Source organism: Flavobacterium sp. MDT1-60 (genome assembly GCF_014844035.1).
In the GTDB taxonomy this organism is placed as follows: domain Bacteria; phylum Bacteroidota; class Bacteroidia; order Flavobacteriales; family Flavobacteriaceae; genus Flavobacterium.
In genome coordinates, this window is the sequence record NZ_CP062159.1 from 3,790,773 (window position 1) to 3,810,045 (window position 19,273).

Here is a 19,273-nt window from a genome sequence, read left to right on the forward strand (position 1 = left end):
ACAATGAGTACAGAAAAAATATATTCGGTAATAGGTATCGGAATTGGTCCCTTTAATCTTGGGCTTGCAGCTCTTATCGAACCTGTTGAAGAATTATCAGCATTATTTTTTGATCAGTCAGAAAACTTTGACTGGCATCCGGGTCTTATGCTGAATAACGCAACGCTTCAGGTGCCGTTTTTAGGAGATTTGGTCACAATGGCGGATCCAACAAACAGATACAGCTTCTTAAATTATATCAAAGAAAGCGGCCGATTGTATAAATTTTACATTCGTGAAAACTTCTTTATTTACAGAAGAGAGTATAATGAATATTGCAAATGGGTCGCTGCTCAGTTGCCAAACTGCAGGTTTTCACATAAAGTAGTTTCAATAGATTATGTTGATGATGTTTATAAAATAATCGTCATGAATACTCAGACTTGTATAACAGCTACTTATTATGCTGATAAAATTGTTTTAGGTACAGGAACTTCGCCACATATTCCTGAGTTTATTGATCAGGAAGTGCTGCATAATGTAATTCATGCTTCGAAATATTTGTATTTCAAATCGCATATTCGCAAAAATGCATCGGTAACTATTATCGGTTCCGGACAAAGTGCAGCAGAAGTTTTCCGTGATCTTTTGCCTGAAACTGAAAATGGATTACAACTGAAATGGTTTACCCGTTCCTCTCATTTTTTTCCACTTGACAATAAATCAAAATTGACGTTGGAACTAACTTCTCCAGAATATGTAGATCATTTTCATAGTCTTTCTCCTGAAAAACGTCAACAACTTCTGGCCAGACAGCACGGGCTTTATAAAGGTATTGATCAGGAATTAATCAATGAAATTTTCGACAGTTTATACGAAATGAGTTTAGAAGATAAAGCGCTGAATGTAGAATTGCGTTCGAATATGCGCCTGGCTTCAGTCAATCAGGAAGCCGACGGATCTTATAATCTGGATTTTATACATACTGAATTGGATCAGCCTTTCGATGATCAAACCGATTATGTGATTCTGGCAACAGGCTATAAATACAAAGAACCAGCGATTCTTTCAGGAATTGAAAGCAAAATCAATCGTTTGGAAAATGGTTTGTTTAATGTAAATCGCAATTACACGATCGACAAGAATGGCACCGATATTTTTGTTCAGAATGCCGAATTACACACGCACGGACTCTCGACTCCTGACTTAGGAATGGGCGCTTACAGAAATTCATGCATTATAAATCAATTGGCAAATCGTGAAGTCTATAAGGTAGAAAAACGAATTGCTTTCCAACAATTTGGTGTACAAAAAACAGCATCAACATTGGTTGAAAATGATGTTCTGGAACTAATAAACGAACAATTAAATAATTAAATAAAATCCGGATGACAACCTCAGAAAATATATTCAAAGACGCACAGCATCTTAATTCACCTATTTGGGATAAGGTAAATCGGAGCTTACTCGCCAAAAGTATCTCGGAATTGATGCGCGAAGATGTGGCAAAACCCCAAATAATTAGCCGTGAAGAAGATGGTTTGACCCATTTTATTTTAAAAACCGATAAAGAAAACATTTATTACCAGTTTTCAGCTTATCCACGATTTCTAAACTACTGGCATATCGTCAAAGAAAGCATTTATAAAATTGAAGATGAACAGAAATTAGACAGTGTTGATGTGCCAAATTTCTTTCTGGAACTTCAGGAAACTTTTGGAATTAATTCTTTCACCCTCGCCCATTATATTGAGGAATTGCTTCACACTTTATATGCCGATGCTTTTATTCATTCAAAACGCCGATTATCTGCAGCAAAATTAGCCAATGCTGATTTTCAAACAATAGAACACAGTCTCGACGGTCATCCGTGGGTAATTGTAAACAAGGGCCGAATTGGTTTTGACTCCGAAGATTATGAAAATTACACGCCGGAATCCGGCCAAAAAACACGTTTAGTCTGGATTGCGGCACATAAAAAAAGAGCCACTTTACGTCTGCAAACCGATATGGATGATCAGACCTTCTATGAAAATGAAATTGGTTCAGAGAAAATAGCTGTTTTCAAAAACAAGTTAATCCAGTCAAAAGTAAATCCGGATGATTATATTTTTATTCCCGTGCATTTATGGCAATGGCAGAATAAACTGGTTATGCAATTTGCTAATGATATTGCTTCTAAACATCTTATTCCATTAGAATTAACTGAAGATATTTATAGTCCGCAACAAAGTATTCGTACTTTTTTTAATCAAAGCAAACCTCATAAACATTACGTAAAAACGTCAATGTCGATCTTAAACACGAGCCATATCAGAGGTTTATGTCCGAGACAATTGTCGGTGGCGCCACGTCTTACCGGTTATCTTAAGGATATTCTTAAAAAAGATCTTCATTTACAAAAAATGGGCGTAATACTTTTAGGCGAAATGGTTTCTGTTAGCTATACACATCCCAGTTACAGTAAAATCGTAAATCCTCCCTATCAATACAATGAGTATTTGGGTGCTATGTGGCGCGAGAGTCCAATAAATTTTCTAAAACACGGAGAAAATTTAATGACCATGGCGGCATTACTTTATGTTGACGATCACGGAAAAAGTTTGGTGGAAGAGCTTATTGAAAAATCAGGACTCTCGACAGAACAATGGCTAAAAGCCTATATGACAGCGTATCTTAAACCGGTACTTCAAATCTATTACCAACATTCACTATGCATCGATCCGCATGGCCAAAATGTGATTCTTATTCTTAAAGATTACGTTCCAACCCGTATTGCTTTGCAGGACTTTGTGGGTGATATTTTAATTAATGAAGAAGGAAAGAAAAAGCTTCCACAGGAATTTATCGAAAACATGTTTGTAGCTTCTCCAAACCCTGAAAATGCGCCTTTAACAATCCTTATTGCCGTTTTCGATGCTTTTTTCAGATACCTGAGCGATGTAATGATTACAAGTGCAAACTATTCAGAAACTTCTTTTTGGAATTGCGTTCATGATATTATTTTAGAATATCAGCAAGAACATCCGGAACTGCAGGATATGTTTGATAAGTACAATTTATTCATTCCTGAATTTAAACGTCTTATTTTCAATAGCCGCCGTTTATATAATGGTTACGAAGAAACTGCTGGTTTTCCGCACATGAAAAAAAGTGGTTTTATTCCGAATCCTTTGCATCAACTGATTCATGAAGAAGTACTAACCGAAAAACAAAACTAATGAAAGAAGCCATTTTAAAAACCCGCTCTTTCTTTGGTCTTTTAAGGCGTTCGCTTGCAGGAACTGAAAGCAATTTCACTTCCGGAAGTATCAACAAAACAATCATTTTGTTGTCAGTGCCAATGGTTGCAGAGCTTTTGATGGAATCCTTATTTGTATGTTCGAACCTTTTCTTTGTGAGTACATTGGGGACAAATGCAATTTCTATTGCCGGAGCGACTACTACTTTTATTACGTTTTGTTATTCCGTTTCAATAGGTCTTGGAATTGCTGCATCGGCAATGATTTCGAGAAGAATTGGCGAGAAAAAATTCAAAGCAGCAGGCCAAACCACCATGCAGGTAATTTACATAACTGTACCAATTGCCGCACTTATAAGCATCATTTGTTCTATTTGGGCAACTGATATTATGAGTGCCATGGGACTTTCTGATGCAATGGTTCAGGAAGGAACGTCGTACGGAATTGTCATGTTTGCGTCAAGCGGATTTTTAATTCTCCGCATCGTAATCAACGGAATCTTTCGTGGTGCGGGCGATGCATCGACGGCGATGAGAATACTCTGGCTTTCGAATGCCATAAATATTGCACTATGTCCAATATTCATCTTTGGCTGGGGACCAATTCCGGCTTACGGTTTACTGGGAGTTGGATTAGCGACTTTAATTGCCAGAGTTATTGGGGTACTTTATCAGGCGTGGCATCTGGTAAGAGGAAAAACGGTATTAAAAATAGGATTAGCGCAGTTAGTGTTCAATCTGGCTATTTTCAAAAGAGTGGTAAAACTGGCTTTTGGCGGAACGGTTCAGTTTATTATTCCGGCTTCAAGTTGGGTTTTTATGATCAAAATTATGTCTCATTTTGGTGAAAGTGCGCTTGCGGGATATATTCTGGCACAAAGAGTAACCTCTATCGCCACAATGCCGGCCTGGGGCCTTGGGAACGCAGCAGGAATTTTAACCGGACAAAATCTTGGAGCAAAACAACCGGAAAGAGCTGAAAAATCGGTTTGGAGAGCGGGAATGCTTAATATGGGATTTCTTGTTTTAATTGGAGTCTGCTGGATTTTCCTTGCAGTTCCTGTTGTCAAAATTTTTACAGCTATTCCTGAAGTTATCTCTTTTAGTACGATGTATATCCATCTCATTTCTATCGCCTATATACTTCTCGGTTATACGATGGTTATTTCAAGAGCGCTCAACGCAGCAGGCGAAGTAAAAGTCGTTACCTGGCTTTATATCCTAATGTTTTACATCGTTCAGATTCCGCTAGCCTATACCTTAGGAATCTCTTTTGAACTGGGATCAAATGGTGTTTTTACAGCCATCCTTATTTCGGAAATTGTATTGGCAGTCGCCTGTATTATTGTCTTCCGTAAAGGAAAATGGAAGCATACCAAGGTTTAAAAAACTAAAGATTTAGACATTTCACCCCGCTGGGGTTTAACGAAATTAATTCGTGATTTTCTATAAACATGATGTTCCGCCGGAACTAATATATCAGGGGTTTAACCGAACGAATTTTAGGCTTTCCTATAAATATTAAGTTCTTCATGTATAAACATTTCGTCTCAGTAGGGACTTAAACTTTAATAAAAGCTCCAGCGGAGCTTTATATTTATAGCTTATCCGAATGCCATTTTTATAAAAGCTCCAGCGGAGCGATATTTTCGCCATCTGCTTTATTATGTTAAAACATTTTACACAAAATTTTAAAAATAACAATTAATTTAAATATTAGAAATATGAATACAATAGAACAATTACACGGCGTATTTTCAAGAGCTTTTGAAATTCCGGTTGAAGCAGTAAATGACCAATTAGAGTATCAGGCTATTGCCGAATGGGATTCTATGAGCCATTTGGTATTAATAGAAGAACTGGAAAGCACTTATAAAATTTCTATAGAAATGGAAGATATTCTGGAAATGGGAAGCGTAGCAAAAATCAAAGATATTCTTAAAAAATATGGATTTGAAATTAATTAGAATAGACCTAAACCTATGGAACTATACAATTTAATCAGGAAAAACGAAAAACTGACCTTTACAGATTCCAGTACAGGGCTTTCAAAATCTATTGCAGATATGCATCAGTCTTTGGAAATTGAAAACCTGCGTTCTGTGGTTTTTATTTACAATGACAATCAGTTACCGGCAATCGAAACGTTACTAAACTTTTATCAAAGCAGGTACACAATTGCGCTGTTGGGAATGGGGCTATTGGAAGATTTTAAGGAGAATTTAGAACAAAAATATACTCCTTATTACATTTACGATCCAACTCGTGCTGAAATAGAAGGTTACACTGCTGTGAATGCTTCAGATACGATTGTTTTGTTTAAGCGAAATGTAAATTTAGTATATCCAATACATCCAAAAATTAAACTTTTGCTGAGCACTTCAGGAACAACGGGTTCACCAAAATTTGTCAGACTTTCTGATGAAAACCTGGTGCAGAATGCGAAGTCGATTGTGGAATATATGCCGATTCGAACAGATGATGTTGTGCCCTTAAATGTGCCGATTAATTTTGTTTACGGCTTATCTATTTTCACGACAAATTGCATCAAAGCCAATCAGATTGTTTGTACAGATAAAGACGCTTTTCAAAAAGAATTCTGGGCCGATTTTAAGAAATATGGATACTCTACCTTAGGTGGAGTTCCTTATTTTTATGAGATGTTGTACAGTATTGGTTTTTTCAAAAAAGATCATCCTTCACTTCGATATCTTACGCATACAGGCGGAATGCTGAATCATAAATTGATTGAAGCTATTTCGGATTTCAGTGAAAAATTCGGAAAACAATTCTTTGCGCAGTACGGTCAAACCGAAGCTTGTGGCCGAATGGCTTATTTGCCTCCAAAAGATCTTTTGAGAAAAGGAACTTCAATTGGTTTACCTGTAAAAAACGGGAGTTTCGAAATCGACAATGAAACAGATGAACTGATTTATACAGGTCCAAATGTATTTGGAGGATATGCTAATGTGAGAGGTGATCTTCAGTTTTTTGAACAGCAGGAAAAACTCCACACAGGAGACAAAGCCCGAAAAGATGATGAAGGTTACTACTATATTGTAGGCAGGATAAAACGAATTGTAAAATTATTTGGTGTACGACTTAATCTCGATGAAACAGAACTGCTTCTGAAAGATGCTTTGGGCGGACAAACTTTTATTTGTTTAGGAATAAACGATAAACATTTAGCTGTTATGTATACGGATAAGAACTTAAACAAAGAGTTAATTCTAAAGGTTTTAAAAGCAAAACTGAATCTTCATGCCAATTCTTTAAAAGTGATGTTTATAGAAGATGTGCCACTTACGCCAAATGGAAAAGTAAATTATCCGTTGCTTAAAGAAGCTTTAGAAATAGAGATCCTGGTGAAATAAACCATTTCGACAAATAAAAAAATCACCTCTATTAAAACATAGGGGTGATTTTTAGTTTTAACTGAAATCAAATTTAGAATCTGAAAGTCAAATTTACTAAGAAATTTGCTGGTGGCTGTGGCGCTCCCCAAGAACTCCAGTATTTTTCATTGGTAAGGTTGTTTAACTTAACCCCCACTCTCCAGTTTGGTTGCTCATAAAATACAGTTTGATTAAAAATCGTGTAAGATGGAATATAAAAAGTATTCGCAGTCGACATATAACTTTTGTCCACATAATTCGCTCCAACTCCAATACCAAATCCTTTAAAACATTTTGAAATTTATAAGAAGCCCAAAAGTTGACTACATCTTCTGGTGCATCTTGTGCTTTATTACCTTCAATCGCTTTGTTAGCCTCACTTGTTTTTACGATACGATTATCATTATAAGCATATCCTGCAGTAATATCCAAACCAGGAAGCGGGTGCGCTAAAAATTCAAACTCAACACCTTTACTTACCTGTTTTCCATCTTGTTGGTAAACTAAATCAGCTTGTCTTATTACAGCGTTATCATTCGTAATTTTATAATAACTAACTGTTGCACTTATTTTTTATTAAACAATTCGGTCTTTATACCTGCCTCATATTGATTTGCGTAAAGCGGATCTAATATCAATTGCTCGCCACTTGGTTGTAAAACCGGTGCTAAATTCTGGAATCCGTTCATGTAATTTCCGAATATAGAAACCTGATCTTTAACAACCTGATATACCACTCCTAATTTTGGTGATAATGAATTTTGGCTATAGCCCGGTACTGTTCCGCTTTCTTTTCGGTCAAAATTATCTAAACGCAAACTGGCCATTGCGTACAATCTGTCTGCAACACCTAATACATAAGACGCATAACCGCTAAAAGTATATTCATCTCTTCCTGCTCTAATAACCGGTGCCAACAATACTTTATCAATTTCATTTCTTCTTACCGGAGTAAAATTGGTTGTAACATCAATTGTTCTGAATGGAGCTGTAGGTGTTGGTGTTGACGAAAATGTATCCGTATAATATCTGTAATTAACACCAGCTAAGATTTTATGTTTTAAAATTCCTGTCGAAAATTCACCATTAATATTTTCCTGAATATTAGTGTAATTACTTGAAATAGGTCCAAAAACCGTTGCGCGTATAGTAGCTGTAGTAGGCGAAGTCCAGGTTGGTAAAACCTGATAGCTGTAATCCACATCTTCATTTACATAAGAGAACAAAGTAGTTGACTTCCAATGATCTGATATTTGATACTCTGCCTGAACGAATGCTTTTGATGAAGACGATTTTGCATCAGCATCATCATGTACTAATGATTTTTTATAATCTAATTTTATATCTCCCGGATTAGTAATTCCAGAAGCAGTGGTAACAGTTGGGAATAAGGCTCTGGTATTATTCACCTTAAATAATTCGGCATCTATATTGAAAGTAAGTTTTTCACTTGCTTTAAAAGTAATACTCGGAGTAAAAGATAATGTTTTATTAAAACCGTAATCTAAAAAGCTTTTTTCATTATTAACCGCGGCATTAAGTCTAAAAAGTACTTTTTTATCTTTAGTTAAAGGAGTATTAATGTCAACTGTAAGTCGGTTTACACCATAACTTCCGCCTGTATACGAAATTTCAGTAGTTGATGCTTCAAAAGGCTTTTTAGTAACCAGATTAACAACTCCTCCAAAAGAAGAAGCAGACGATCCAAACAAAGTTCCTGAAGGTCCTTTTAACACTTCAATTCGCTCTACGTTTGCAATACCAACAGTTGATCTTCCTGATAATGTTTCCATTCCGTTTCGGGAATTAATTCCCACAGTGAAACCTCTAAAAATAACTGCAAATCCGCCTGAAGGATAATTAAGCGGTACAACTCCCGGTGCGTTTCTTATAGCGCCAGCTGCATCAATTACAATTTGTTCCTGAATTAGTTCTTTGTGTATAACATTATAAACCTGTGGATTTTCTATGTTTTTAAGCGGCATTCTGGCAACATATTGTGTTTTTTTAGAAAGAAGACTTTTTCTGTTACTAATAACAACTTCCTGCAGCTCTTTATTAGAAACGCTCAATTGTTCATTGACTACAGTCGTTTTATTAATTTCAATCATAACCTGCTTTTCCACAGTTTCATAACCAGCCAGAGAGATTTGTAAGGTGTAGTTGTTTTCTCTTACTCTGCTGATTTCAAAATTTCCATCTTCATCTGTAGTAGTTCCATATTTTGAATTTTTAAGTATAATATTTACATCTGATGCAGGTTTCCCATCAGAAGTGTTGATATGTCCTTTTATTTTTCCATGATTTTGTTGTGCAAAAGAAGAAAGGGCTGAAAATAAAAGCCCCATCATAAATAAAAACTTTGATGTTCTTAAACTAAGATATTTCATTGATTTAATTTTTGGTTAGTGATTTATTCTTATTTAGAATTAATAAAAACAGTGCAAAAATATAAATTAATACTTGTTTAACAAGTAAATCTCAATTTATTCTTAAAAAAAAGCCGTCTCTACTCGTCAATTAAGAGGATTTTCTCTTTTGATGCTTACTATTAAATGGAATATTCCAATGTTAAATTCTCAATTTATTTTTCTCAACATAACCCATATTTAGTCTAAATAAGTTTAAATTTGCGCCAGATCCTGAGAAAACACATTTCAGGTTAGTGTTTGAGATTGCTACTAAAGATTTATATATGAAGAAAACATTAAAAAGAATATTGGCTTTTTGCATTTATGGTTAGGACTTGGCTCTGGTATAATTGTTTTTATAGCCGCTTTATCGGGAAGTATTTTGGTTTTTGAAAAAGAAATTGATAAAGCTATAAATCCTGAATATTATAATGTTTCAACAGTAGGAAAAACAAAAAAGAGCATTGACTATTGTGTAGCGGTACTTCAAAAACAACACTCCATAAAAAAAATAACCCGAATTTATACTTTTAATGACCCTTCGCGTACCTTCCAAATTTTGGGAAAAGATTCAGATAAAAAAGCACAGTTTTTTTCAATTGATCCTTATACCGGAAAAGTTCTGGGAACAACACCACAGGAAAGCAGATTTTTTGTTGTCGTTTTATCGCTACACAGACAATTATTACTGGGAGAAACTGGCGAAATTATCATGGGAACCTCATGTCTAATTTTTGCTTTTATGCTCATTTCCGGAATTGTATTATGGTGGCCTAAAAAAATGAAAAATATAAGGCAAAGACTAACTGTAAAATGGAGCGGCTCTTTCAAAAGAGTCAATTGGGACTTCCACTCTACTTTTGGTTTTTACAGTTTTTTAATTCTGCTTATTATCTCACTTACCGGATTGTCTTTTGCCTTTACCTGGTTTCAGGATGGTGTTTATTTTCTGGCTGACGGCACAACAAAAAAGCCTTCTGCAAAAGTAGAAAACCCAACCAAAATAGATCCTAAACTAGATAATACTACTTTTTACCAAAGCATTTACAACAAAGCAGACAGTATTTTTCCTTACACCGGAAACATCCAAATTAGAATGCCTGTAGATACAATCAACAGTATTTTAGTGCTTAAAGAGAATATAGAAATGGCAATTCCAAATCAGTCGAGTGCTGCTTATTTTGATAAATACACTGCTGAAAACATTGAAGCCAGACCATACAAATTATTCTCAACCGGAGACAAAATCAGACGTTTGAACTACCCTATTCATACTGGAAGTATTTATGGTCTTCCGACTAAAATAATTGCGTTTCTGGTAACGCTGTTTGCTATGACATTACCTATTACAGGATTTTTGATCTGGTTAGGGAAAAAAAATAAAAAAAAGAGCGTTAAAAAGGTTTGATATAAATTGTAAAAGTCAAAAGCCACTCCATAAAAACGGAGTGGCTTTTGTTTTTGATTGTGCTATAATAAACAATATCGAAGTTGTGATTTTATTTATTCCAGCCAAATTATTTAAAGCGTCTAGAAACTATTGAGCATCCCAGGCTGCACTGGCATAATAAATAGAACTTGTTACCGGAGCTTTCCAGTATTCCTGACTACCTCCACGGAACGTGTGTAGACTTACTGCATTAACATTTCGTTTAGAATCGTTAGTCACCCAACGAATTGTTTGATTCAATATCTCGGTACCATTTACATAATATTTGACGTATCCGTTAGTATTTGACCCTGTATTTAACTTAACAGAAATCTGACAGTTATAGGTCACTCCTTCTTGTATGTAGTACTTTTTTCCAAAATCATTACCAAATTGTCCGGGCTGATCTTTATAATAGACGTAAGGCTGAAGATAAGCTCCGCTTCCTTTGGCACTGTTTGATCCATTTGGACAATACCACATAAATCTGGCACTACCGCCATTGCCATCCCACCCTGGGTCGCCACCAGTATTTTGGTCACCAATCAGGATACCATATCCGCATTTACCTCCTCTGCTCCAATAAAATCCGGAATTAAATTTCATCTGGAACCAAACGGTATAAACGCCCTCTGACCAAACGCCAAACGATGTACACAAACCACCAGGACACGATAGTGTATTTGTCTGCAATGTGATTGTTCTGGCTCCGGCACCACCACCTGTGGCAGCAGCAAGCGGGGCGGCGTCCTTGCTTAAGCTTTGAGGTGAATCTGAGCCAGCACTTTTTGATACTTCTTTGTTAATGGCTTGTGGCACATCTACATCTTGTTCCTTTTCACAGGAAGTAAACACTAATGCTGTAATAAACAACAAACTTGTTAATTTTAAGATTTTTTTCATTTTTAAAAGGTTAATGGTTAATAATTAAATAGTTAGTTTATTACCATCACATTTTCGTACGTTATGCAATTAGTAATTAACACTGTAAAGTTGATTATTAACAACTTACAAGTGGAGAAATAAAGTACGTTTTTAGGTACAAAAAAATACAGTACATGTATTTTGTATATATTTTTTAGGTTTTAAAAATTATATCCTTAAAAAAATAATTAAAAAATTATACAAACTTTAAATAATTAAGATTTCAATACACTACACCTTAAATAAGATATTTCAATATTGACATGTCAAGGTTAGGTCTTAATTGAGATACATTTTTAGATCTGTGACCATTCAAAATAAATATCCTTTTTTGTAATCAACGATTGCCTAAAACAGGATTATTAAATTCTGCATCGAAAACAGAGCAAACAAGACTTTATAAAAACAAAAAAACGAGTTAAATAAATTAACTCGTTTTGTGCTTTAGCTCTCTTCTGAATATTATAAAGCTATTTATTATGTCTTTTTATTGATCAAACTTCAATTCAGGGCAAGAGTTTAAATTTTACTTTCATCTTCAACAGCATCCTGCCATTTATCCCAGACTTTGACACCTGGATTATAGCCATCATAACCAAAGTTCTGACTTAACTGTCCTTTAATATTAGGCTCAATCGCGAGTCTATACGGAATTGGCCAGTAATTATTACGTTTGTCCATAGAATAAAACTTTACACCTGGCTTAACAGAAATACCAGCCGGATGTTTGTTGTAAAGGGTATAATGTACTATACGTTGGTACCAATAACTTCCTCCGGCCGCATCTGTTCCCGATTGCTTGTCCCAAGTCTCTTTACTGTAGGTATGACCCCATTCATCTGGTTTTCCGCTAAGTGCCAAACAGTGCGAAATACGTTTTAACTCCACATTTCTCCATTCTTCCAGATAAAGCTCTCTTCCTCTTTCGGCACAAATATCACCAATAGTTACAGTGGTATACATTTGTGTAGCTTTCGCCCTTGCTCTTACGACAGTCACATCCTGAGCCGCTCCGGTAGCATTACCTTGGTAAAAACGCGCCTCTGCACGTAATAGATAGGTCTCCGCTAAACGATAGATGTACAGATGTGCACTAGCTCCTGCAGTAGCGCCCTGAAAATCATTTGCTGCCGGATTAGCTTCAGCTACAACATCGTGTAAAAAGATTTTATAATGCGGAAAATCAAACCAGTCACGAAGAGAATCTTGTGCTAACAGTTTGCCGGCTGCATCCTTCATTCTGAAATTTTGCCCCGCCCATGTGGCACTACCACCTGCTCCGGGAGCGTATTTAAGATCTTCCATATTCACCCAGTTACCAACAGTACTATTATGTCTAAGATCCTGCTTGTCCTCGATACCGTTCACAACCCACATAGGATGCTGTGAATAATAAGAACCACTAATAACACCAATACCGCGTCCTATTGCTCTTTGATAATCATATTTTGCATTATAATTCGTTTTATCAGTCAATGGAAAACGAGGTGCTGCTGTTTTACCATCTGGAGTAATTAAATTAGCATCATTCCAGTTAGGTCCAAAAATTCTCATCGAAGAAAAGGCTAAAAACGACTGTGCTCCTCCATTTGGTGCAACCAATATAGCTTCAGTATTAGCAGTAATCACTTTGTTCTCAGGCCTGTGCAAATCCCAGATCACATTTCTGGTAATAGGCCATGCCGTAGGATTTCCTCCCGGATCAAAAATCCCTAAAGTGTTTTGTACCAAAGAGTAACCTGATTGATTAATCAAAATATTTGCCTGTGCTTCAGCCTCCGCAAATTTGCCGGATGCCAAATAACACTTGATCAGTAACTGACGGCATGCCCCTTTGCTAACCATACCTACATATCCTATTTTTGACTGCTCTGGCACAAATTGTACTGCTTTCTCCATATCTGCTGTAATCATTTCTATGATGGCTTCCTTTTTAGTAGAATAATAACTCTGCTTTGGAACCTCCAAAATTTTAGTAATCAACGGTATATCTCCAAATTGATATACCAGATTAAGATAACGGTATGATCTGTGAAAATAAGCCTGCCCGATATATTTATTTTTAACCTCCTCTGATAAACTTTTCACATTACCAATAAACGACAATATGGTATTAGCATTCTTAATCCCTGTGTAGGCCTCCGTCCACATAAATCCAAGATAAAGCGATTCACCACTTGGGTCTCTTCGAAAATCTCCGGTAGGAACGATAGTAGCAGCATAATCAGCAATATTACTACCGGTATCCGTTTTTCCATATTGTGCCATGTCAGAGAAAAGATACTCTGAGCCAATAGGCACACTGACACCGGAATAACCATAGTGAATATAATTATTACGCAGCTGTTTATCGCACAGTGCTAAAGTTGCCTGCAGCCCCGCTTCTGTAGAAAATGTAGCTTCCGGTTCGTAAAACGAAAGCGGATCTGCTTCGAGAAAATCTTTTGAACAAGAACCAGACAGTGCAGCCAATACCATAAGAGGCAGCAGTCTTGAAATTTTATTATGTATATATCTTTTCATAGTTGAATAATTTTTAAAGTTGGACATTAAAACCTAAATTAAACTGTCTTGTGGCCAATCCTCCTGTTTCAGGGTCTCCATAATATTTCCATTCTTTAGAAGCAGACCATGTTGCTACGTTTTGAACCGAAGTATAAATTTTTAAATTTTTAATATGCACGCGATCTAAAAGATCTCTTGGAAGAGAATAAGCCAGCGAAATGTTGTCTAAACGAATAAAACTGCGATCATACAATTTCCCTGGTGCAACCGGTGTTCCGGCAGGTCCCTTAGCATCAAGGCGCGCCCAATCATTGGTTGGGTTGTCAAGTGTCCAATACGGATTTAAATAGGGATTGAAGTTAAATTTATACAAACTGGCATCGTTGAACGTATTCATATAGTTTGAATTAAGTGATTTATGCCCCATATAGGAATACATATTGATAGCTAAATCCCAATTTTTATAAATCTTAAATTCATTGCGCAACGACCACTGTACAGGAGCACTTGAATTTCCTAAAAACTGCTTGTCTTTTTCATTGTAAACCGCTTTTTTATAAGGAACACCATCTGCTCCTACCGCATCAACATCATCTACAGTATAGCTGTTGGCTACTTTTGGATCTCCGGGACGCTGTCCGTATTTTTGAGCTTCTTTCCACTCCTCCTTTTGCCAAATTCCGGTTATTTTATAATCCCAAATTTGGGTGATCGGTCTGCCTATAAACCATCCATTAGCTGAATCATCCCCTTCTTTAGTTCCGATCACAGTACCATTGCCATCCTTAACCTCTACCATATTACCATATAATGACACAATCTTATTTTCGTTATAAGATATCCCAAGTGTAGTACGCCATTCAAAGTTCGGTTTCCTCATATTTATAGTGTTAATACTCAATTCAAAACCTTGATTTTGAACTTCTCCCAAATTGGTTGCAATCGTTGAAAAACCAGTGAAACCCGGAAGAGCCTGGCTCATAATCATGTCAATGGTAGATTTTTTATAAACATCTACAGAAGCAGTAATACGATCATGTAAGAAACCTAAGTCAAGACCAATATTTGTTGATCTTGTTTTTTCCCATTCCAAATTTGGATTTGCCATACGATCAAGTGCTAAATACTTCATTTCAAGAGCTTTTCCTGTAGCATCTAAGTAACCCATCGTTCCGGTATTTACCAGGTTTGCCAAAGAAATGTATGGATTATTGAGCGATCTGTTTCCGTTTTCACCCCAGGACAAACGTAATTTACCGGTACTCATAGCATCCCAATTAAACCAGTTTTCATTTTTAAAGTTCCATGCAACCCCAAAAGAAGGGAAAGTTGCGTAAGGATTTGAAGCTCCAAATGCCGAATATCCATCACGACGGACAGTCGCTGTCAGCATATAACGATTATCAAACGAATAGAAAAGCCTTGCCATCAAACCATCTGCCGTTTGATGTGTATCTTCTGATCTAATTTTGCTATTAGCCATTGTTGCAGTGTCGACATAGTGAAACCCTAAAGCATCCGTAGGCAGGATATTATAGGCATCCATTCCATCTGACCAATAACGTCGTTCTTCAGCTTCCTGAACAAATGTTGCTATGATATGGTGTTTTTCAGCAAATGTATAATCCCATGCTAATGTATTATTTAGGTTATAATCGAAACTTGAATTATTATTTCTGGTTGCTCCAGTGGTAGCAGCAGGCCAATTTGGATTTTGTGTCGATCGAAAATAACGATCGTGAAAAAATTGATAACGAGGAGCAATGTTAAATGTATAAGTGATACCTAAAGGCAACGTTATCTTTGTATTGAAAATGGTATTCAATGTAGTATATCCTGTTTCCTTCTCGATAAATTGACGTTCGTAGTAATAATTATAGTTCTGTCCTGAAACATTTTTCCCCATCGGCTGTCTCTCATAGTTGCCATTTGCATCTATAAAGGTTCCAAATGGACTGGTTCTCAACATATTATTATCCCCTGCACCTGTACCTAAAGAGGGAGTAATATCTCCATCTGATCGATCCTGAAAATTAACGTTTGCTCCAAAGTCAAGCCAATCCGTAATTTTAGCGTCAATCTTCATATTGGCACGAGCTGCGTTATAATCATTTCCAACAATAGCTCCTTCAGACGTTAAATAGCCAAAAGACATATAATAATTTACTTTGTCGCTTGCTCCGGAAATACTTAAATTATTGTCATGATTAATCCCTGTTCTAAAAGAGCTGTCATTCCAATCGTGTGTTTTTCCTGCAAGGAAATTTGCCATCAGTGAAGGATCAAAATTCAATCCTAACCGGGCTCCCCATACTTCCTTCGTACTTTTTCCTGCTGTTTGCGTAGTGGGTTGATACGCTAACCATTGGGCTTGAGTAATACCCCACTTGCCTAAATCATCAGGACTTGAAAAATACCCTGGTTTACCAGCAGCAACCGTTCCTACCATCCAGGCTTCGTATTGCCCGGTTGCTGCATTACCTCCATAAGTTGCAGCTGTCTCCCAATCTTCACGATATTTTAAATACCCTTCCGGTGAATACACATCACGATAGGCACTCTTATTGCTAATAGTCGTGTTTGTAGTAAAACTCACGATAGGCTTACCGGTCTTACCTTTTTTGGTTGAAATAATAATAACCCCGGCTGCCGCTCTCGCTCCATATACGGATGCTGCTGATGCGTCTTTTAAAATATCGATCTGGCCGATATCATCCGGATTGATTTCTGAAAGCTCACCATAGAACTGCATTCCGTCTAAAATAATAAGCGGTGAATTATGGCTTCCATCAGTATAAACAGAACTTTGTCCACGAATCTGCAGGGATCCTCCTCCTTTTGCAGAAGGGTCATAACCTACTCTTACACCAGGAGTACCTCTCAATATATCCTGAACGGTTTGCGGATTTTGGTTCGCCAGCTTCTCAGGAGTTATCTGAACGATTGCTCCCGTTAAATCCTTTTTTTTCATTTTACCGTAACCTACTACCACAACTTCGTCTAATGAAGCCGTAGCTTTTTGCATTTTTACAGTAATTGAAGCTTGCCCTTTTATAGCAACTTCAGCCGTTACATATCCTAAATAGGAAACCAGTAACACTGCATTCTCGTTCTCTGTTTTTAAAGTAAATTTTCCGTCAAAATCTGTTGTCGTACCATTTTTACTTCCTTTTTCTAAAACAGAAACTCCCGGCATTGGTACACCGTTTTCATCATTGACCTGACCTTTAATGCTTTTTTGCTGGTTTACATTTTGTGACTCTGTTGTACTCGTAGAACTAATGGCGTACCCATGGACTTGAGATAAAGAAAACAATACACAGAGTATCATCATCTTCTTTTTCAAATTAAATCCAGATACACAATCAGGACTTTTTTTAATCCTAATAAATTTTGTCATTTTGGTTTGTAATTTTTGGTTAATTAATTAGTTAGTTTTTGAAATCACTGTAACATTCTGTTTAATGGTTTAGTGATTCACGTCGACAAAATTGATTAATAAAAGGCTCTGACAGGGATCGATAAATCCGTTTTAGGGTATACTAAAGTTTTATTTTGTTTAATTTTAGCTCAAAAAAATACTATTATTAAAAAAATACTCACAAATAATTAAGAATTCAATACAGCACTTAAATTTTTCTTCTGTTAAAAAAAATCATTAACTTTAAAAAACCTTCATTCTATTACTATGACCGATAAATCACAACTCCGTAGCTCTATTTTCAGACATCTTGACGGCTTAGCTGTTGCTCCGGTAGCAATAGCATTAAAGAAAAATGCAGTTTTAGATTTTATCCTGAACAAAAAGCAAGTACAATTATCAGAACTTGTAACTGTTTTTAAAGCAAATGAGGGTTATCTGAATGTTGGTTTGAGGATTTTGGCTTCTCAGGATTTTTTAAATTACGAGGTCGATAACAAAACACAGGAAATTAAGATCTCAGTAAATGAAAAGACGGCAATAGCTTTTTCACTATTTTATCTTTATGAGGATGTAGTTGATTTACTTCAGTTTTCTATCCGGTTTCATACACGCATTTTTGACGATGTACCGTTTGAAAAACTCAATCTTATTTTTGAAAAATATAAAAAAAGATACGAAATAAAACCCTCCGATGATGTGCTTACAAATACTATTCTGGATCAAATTTTAAAACATATAGAAGGTTATTTGATTGCACCAACAATAGTGCGTTTAGCAATGAACGGAATGTTTCACAAATATTTTATGGAAACTTCTTTCAGGCCGGAAGAGTTTCATAAATCTCCTGAAAATTTTAAAAAGATATTAGACTTTCTTGTCCATCTGGGATGGTTCATGGAAAAAAATGGCAATTATCAATTTACAGAAACGGGTTTGTTTTTTGCAAAGAGAGCCAGTGCTTACGGCGTTACAGTTTCTTATTTGCCAACATTTGCTAAAATTGAAGAATTAATTTTTGGAGATCCGGCCGTCTTACGGATGGTAATCGATGGCGAAAACGAAATTCATGTTGATCGCGAAATGAATGTATGGGGAAGCGGCGGTGCTCATGATACTTACTTTAAAGTAGTAGATGAGATTATCATTAGCCTTTTTAACCTGCCTATTGAAGAACAGCCTAAAGGAATCCTGGATATGGGTTGTGGCAACGGCGCTTTTTTGCAGCACATTTTTGAAGTAATTGACAGGCAAACTTTAAGAGGAAAAATGCTGGATGAATATCCCCTGTTTCTTGTTGGGGCAGATTATAATCAGGCAGCTCTGAAAGTAACCAGAGCTAATCTTATAAAGGCAGATATTTGGGCAAAGGTAATTTGGGGAGATATTGGACGCCCGGATTTACTTTCGGATGACTTAAGAGAAAATTACAATATTGACCTGAAAGATTTACTTAATGTGAGGACTTTTTTAGATCACAACCGAATTTGGACAGATCCGAAACACATCAACAAAGATAGAATTAGTACCTCTACCGGCGCATTTGCTTATAGAGGAAAAAGGATCAGCAGCAATCTGGTAGAAGATAATCTATTAGAACATCTGCAAAAATGGTCACCCTACGTTCGTAAATTCGGTTTGCTTCTGATTGAATTACATACGATAAATCCAAAACTGGCAGCCCATAATTTAGGAAAAACTCCCGCAACGGCCTATGATGCCACTCATGGGTTTTCCGATCAATATATTGTTGAGATAGACGTTTTTAATAAAGTTGCAGCAGAAGCTGGATTATTTCCGGATAAATCAATTTTTAAACGTTTTCCAGATGCCGATATTGCTACAGTAAGTATCAATTTATTAAAAGGAAACTGAATAAATAAAATCATCATAAATATTGGACCATTATAAAAAGCTCTAATAGAAAAAAACCTCCATAATCAAATGATCATGGAGGTTTTAAATTTA

General features: G+C 36.2%; 12 protein-coding genes. 7 read left to right on the plus strand and 5 right to left on the minus strand.

Features of this window, described 5'->3' with window-relative positions; translation table 11 throughout:
* Positions 1–3 precede the first annotated feature (3 nt).
* The 5 genes from IHE43_RS15815 to IHE43_RS15835 all read left to right on the plus strand — a co-directional run bounded on the left by IHE43_RS15815 (position 4) and on the right by IHE43_RS15835 (position 6,594).
* Positions 4–1,356, plus strand: coding sequence for a lysine N(6)-hydroxylase/L-ornithine N(5)-oxygenase family protein (locus IHE43_RS15815; RefSeq protein WP_192184793.1), 1,353 nt, complete (start codon positions 4–6; stop codon positions 1,354–1,356).
* Positions 1,357–1,367: 11 nt separating this feature from the next.
* A complete protein-coding gene (locus tag IHE43_RS15820) occupies positions 1,368–3,200 on the plus strand; it encodes an IucA/IucC family siderophore biosynthesis protein (protein ID WP_192184794.1) in 1,833 nt (610 codons plus the stop codon).
* Positions 3,200–4,606, plus strand: coding sequence for an MATE family efflux transporter (locus tag IHE43_RS15825; RefSeq protein WP_192184795.1), 1,407 nt, complete (start codon positions 3,200–3,202; stop codon positions 4,604–4,606). Before IHE43_RS15820 ends, IHE43_RS15825 begins: the two co-directional genes overlap by 1 nt.
* Before the next feature lie 338 nt (positions 4,607–4,944).
* On the plus strand, positions 4,945–5,187 hold the full coding sequence (locus tag IHE43_RS15830; RefSeq protein WP_192184796.1) for an acyl carrier protein: 243 nt from the start codon (positions 4,945–4,947) through the stop codon (positions 5,185–5,187).
* A gap of 15 nt (positions 5,188–5,202) precedes the next feature.
* Complete coding sequence (locus IHE43_RS15835) at positions 5,203–6,594, plus strand: AMP-binding protein (RefSeq protein ID WP_192184797.1); 1,392 nt, start codon at positions 5,203–5,205, stop codon at positions 6,592–6,594.
* 162 nt (positions 6,595–6,756) lie between these two features.
* Here the strand turns inward: IHE43_RS15835 and IHE43_RS24075 are convergent, their stop codons facing one another.
* A complete protein-coding gene (locus IHE43_RS24075) occupies positions 6,757–7,185 on the minus strand; it encodes a TonB-dependent receptor domain-containing protein (protein WP_370526748.1) in 429 nt (142 codons plus the stop codon).
* Positions 7,182–9,005: a TonB-dependent receptor gene (locus tag IHE43_RS15840; protein ID WP_225585148.1), complete on the minus strand. Its 1,824-nt coding sequence runs from the start codon at positions 9,003–9,005 to the stop codon at positions 7,182–7,184. The genes IHE43_RS24075 and IHE43_RS15840 overlap by 4 nt, the downstream gene beginning before the upstream one ends.
* A 337-nt stretch (positions 9,006–9,342) precedes the next feature.
* On the opposite strand from IHE43_RS15840, the gene IHE43_RS15845 reads away from it, so the two are divergent.
* Positions 9,343–10,434 carry a PepSY domain-containing protein gene (locus tag IHE43_RS15845; protein WP_225585149.1) on the plus strand — a complete coding sequence of 364 codons (1,092 nt, stop codon included), beginning with the start codon at positions 9,343–9,345 and terminating at the stop codon, positions 10,432–10,434.
* Between the two features lie 129 nt (positions 10,435–10,563).
* On the opposite strand, the gene IHE43_RS15850 is transcribed toward IHE43_RS15845, so the two are convergent.
* From IHE43_RS15850 to IHE43_RS15860, 3 genes are all read right to left on the minus strand, one after another.
* Positions 10,564–11,358 (minus strand): polysaccharide lyase, encoded by a 795-nt coding sequence (locus IHE43_RS15850; protein WP_192184798.1) that lies wholly within the window; start codon positions 11,356–11,358, stop codon positions 10,564–10,566.
* A 540-nt stretch (positions 11,359–11,898) separates the two neighbouring features.
* Positions 11,899–13,902 carry a RagB/SusD family nutrient uptake outer membrane protein gene (locus IHE43_RS15855; RefSeq protein WP_192184799.1) on the minus strand — a complete coding sequence of 668 codons (2,004 nt, stop codon included), beginning with the start codon at positions 13,900–13,902 and terminating at the stop codon, positions 11,899–11,901.
* A 13-nt stretch (positions 13,903–13,915) separates the two neighbouring features.
* Positions 13,916–17,218 carry a SusC/RagA family TonB-linked outer membrane protein gene (locus tag IHE43_RS15860; protein WP_225585150.1) on the minus strand — a complete coding sequence of 1,101 codons (3,303 nt, stop codon included), beginning with the start codon at positions 17,216–17,218 and terminating at the stop codon, positions 13,916–13,918.
* A gap of 354 nt (positions 17,219–17,572) precedes the next feature.
* Between IHE43_RS15860 and IHE43_RS15865 the strand changes: the two genes are divergently transcribed.
* Positions 17,573–19,180: a class I SAM-dependent methyltransferase gene (locus IHE43_RS15865; protein ID WP_192184801.1), complete on the plus strand. Its 1,608-nt coding sequence runs from the start codon at positions 17,573–17,575 to the stop codon at positions 19,178–19,180.
* The last annotated feature ends 93 nt before the right edge of the window (positions 19,181–19,273 follow it).

Coding starts and splice junctions, on each gene's coding strand:
- IHE43_RS15815 (WP_192184793.1), top strand. CDS start 4: ATGAGTACAGAAAAAATATATTCGGTAATAGGTATCGGAATTGGTCCC.
- IHE43_RS15840 (WP_225585148.1), bottom strand. CDS start 9,005: ATGAAATATCTTAGTTTAAGAACATCAAAGTTTTTATTTATGATGGGG.
- IHE43_RS15825 (WP_192184795.1), top strand. CDS start 3,200: ATGAAAGAAGCCATTTTAAAAACCCGCTCTTTCTTTGGTCTTTTAAGG.
- IHE43_RS15865 (WP_192184801.1), top strand. CDS start 17,573: ATGACCGATAAATCACAACTCCGTAGCTCTATTTTCAGACATCTTGAC.
- IHE43_RS15820 (WP_192184794.1), top strand. CDS start 1,368: ATGACAACCTCAGAAAATATATTCAAAGACGCACAGCATCTTAATTCA.
- IHE43_RS15855 (WP_192184799.1), bottom strand. CDS start 13,902: ATGAAAAGATATATACATAATAAAATTTCAAGACTGCTGCCTCTTATG.
- IHE43_RS15860 (WP_225585150.1), bottom strand. CDS start 17,218: ATGATGATACTCTGTGTATTGTTTTCTTTATCTCAAGTCCATGGGTAC.
- IHE43_RS15830 (WP_192184796.1), top strand. CDS start 4,945: ATGAATACAATAGAACAATTACACGGCGTATTTTCAAGAGCTTTTGAA.
- IHE43_RS15835 (WP_192184797.1), top strand. CDS start 5,203: ATGGAACTATACAATTTAATCAGGAAAAACGAAAAACTGACCTTTACA.
- IHE43_RS15850 (WP_192184798.1), bottom strand. CDS start 11,358: ATGAAAAAAATCTTAAAATTAACAAGTTTGTTGTTTATTACAGCATTA.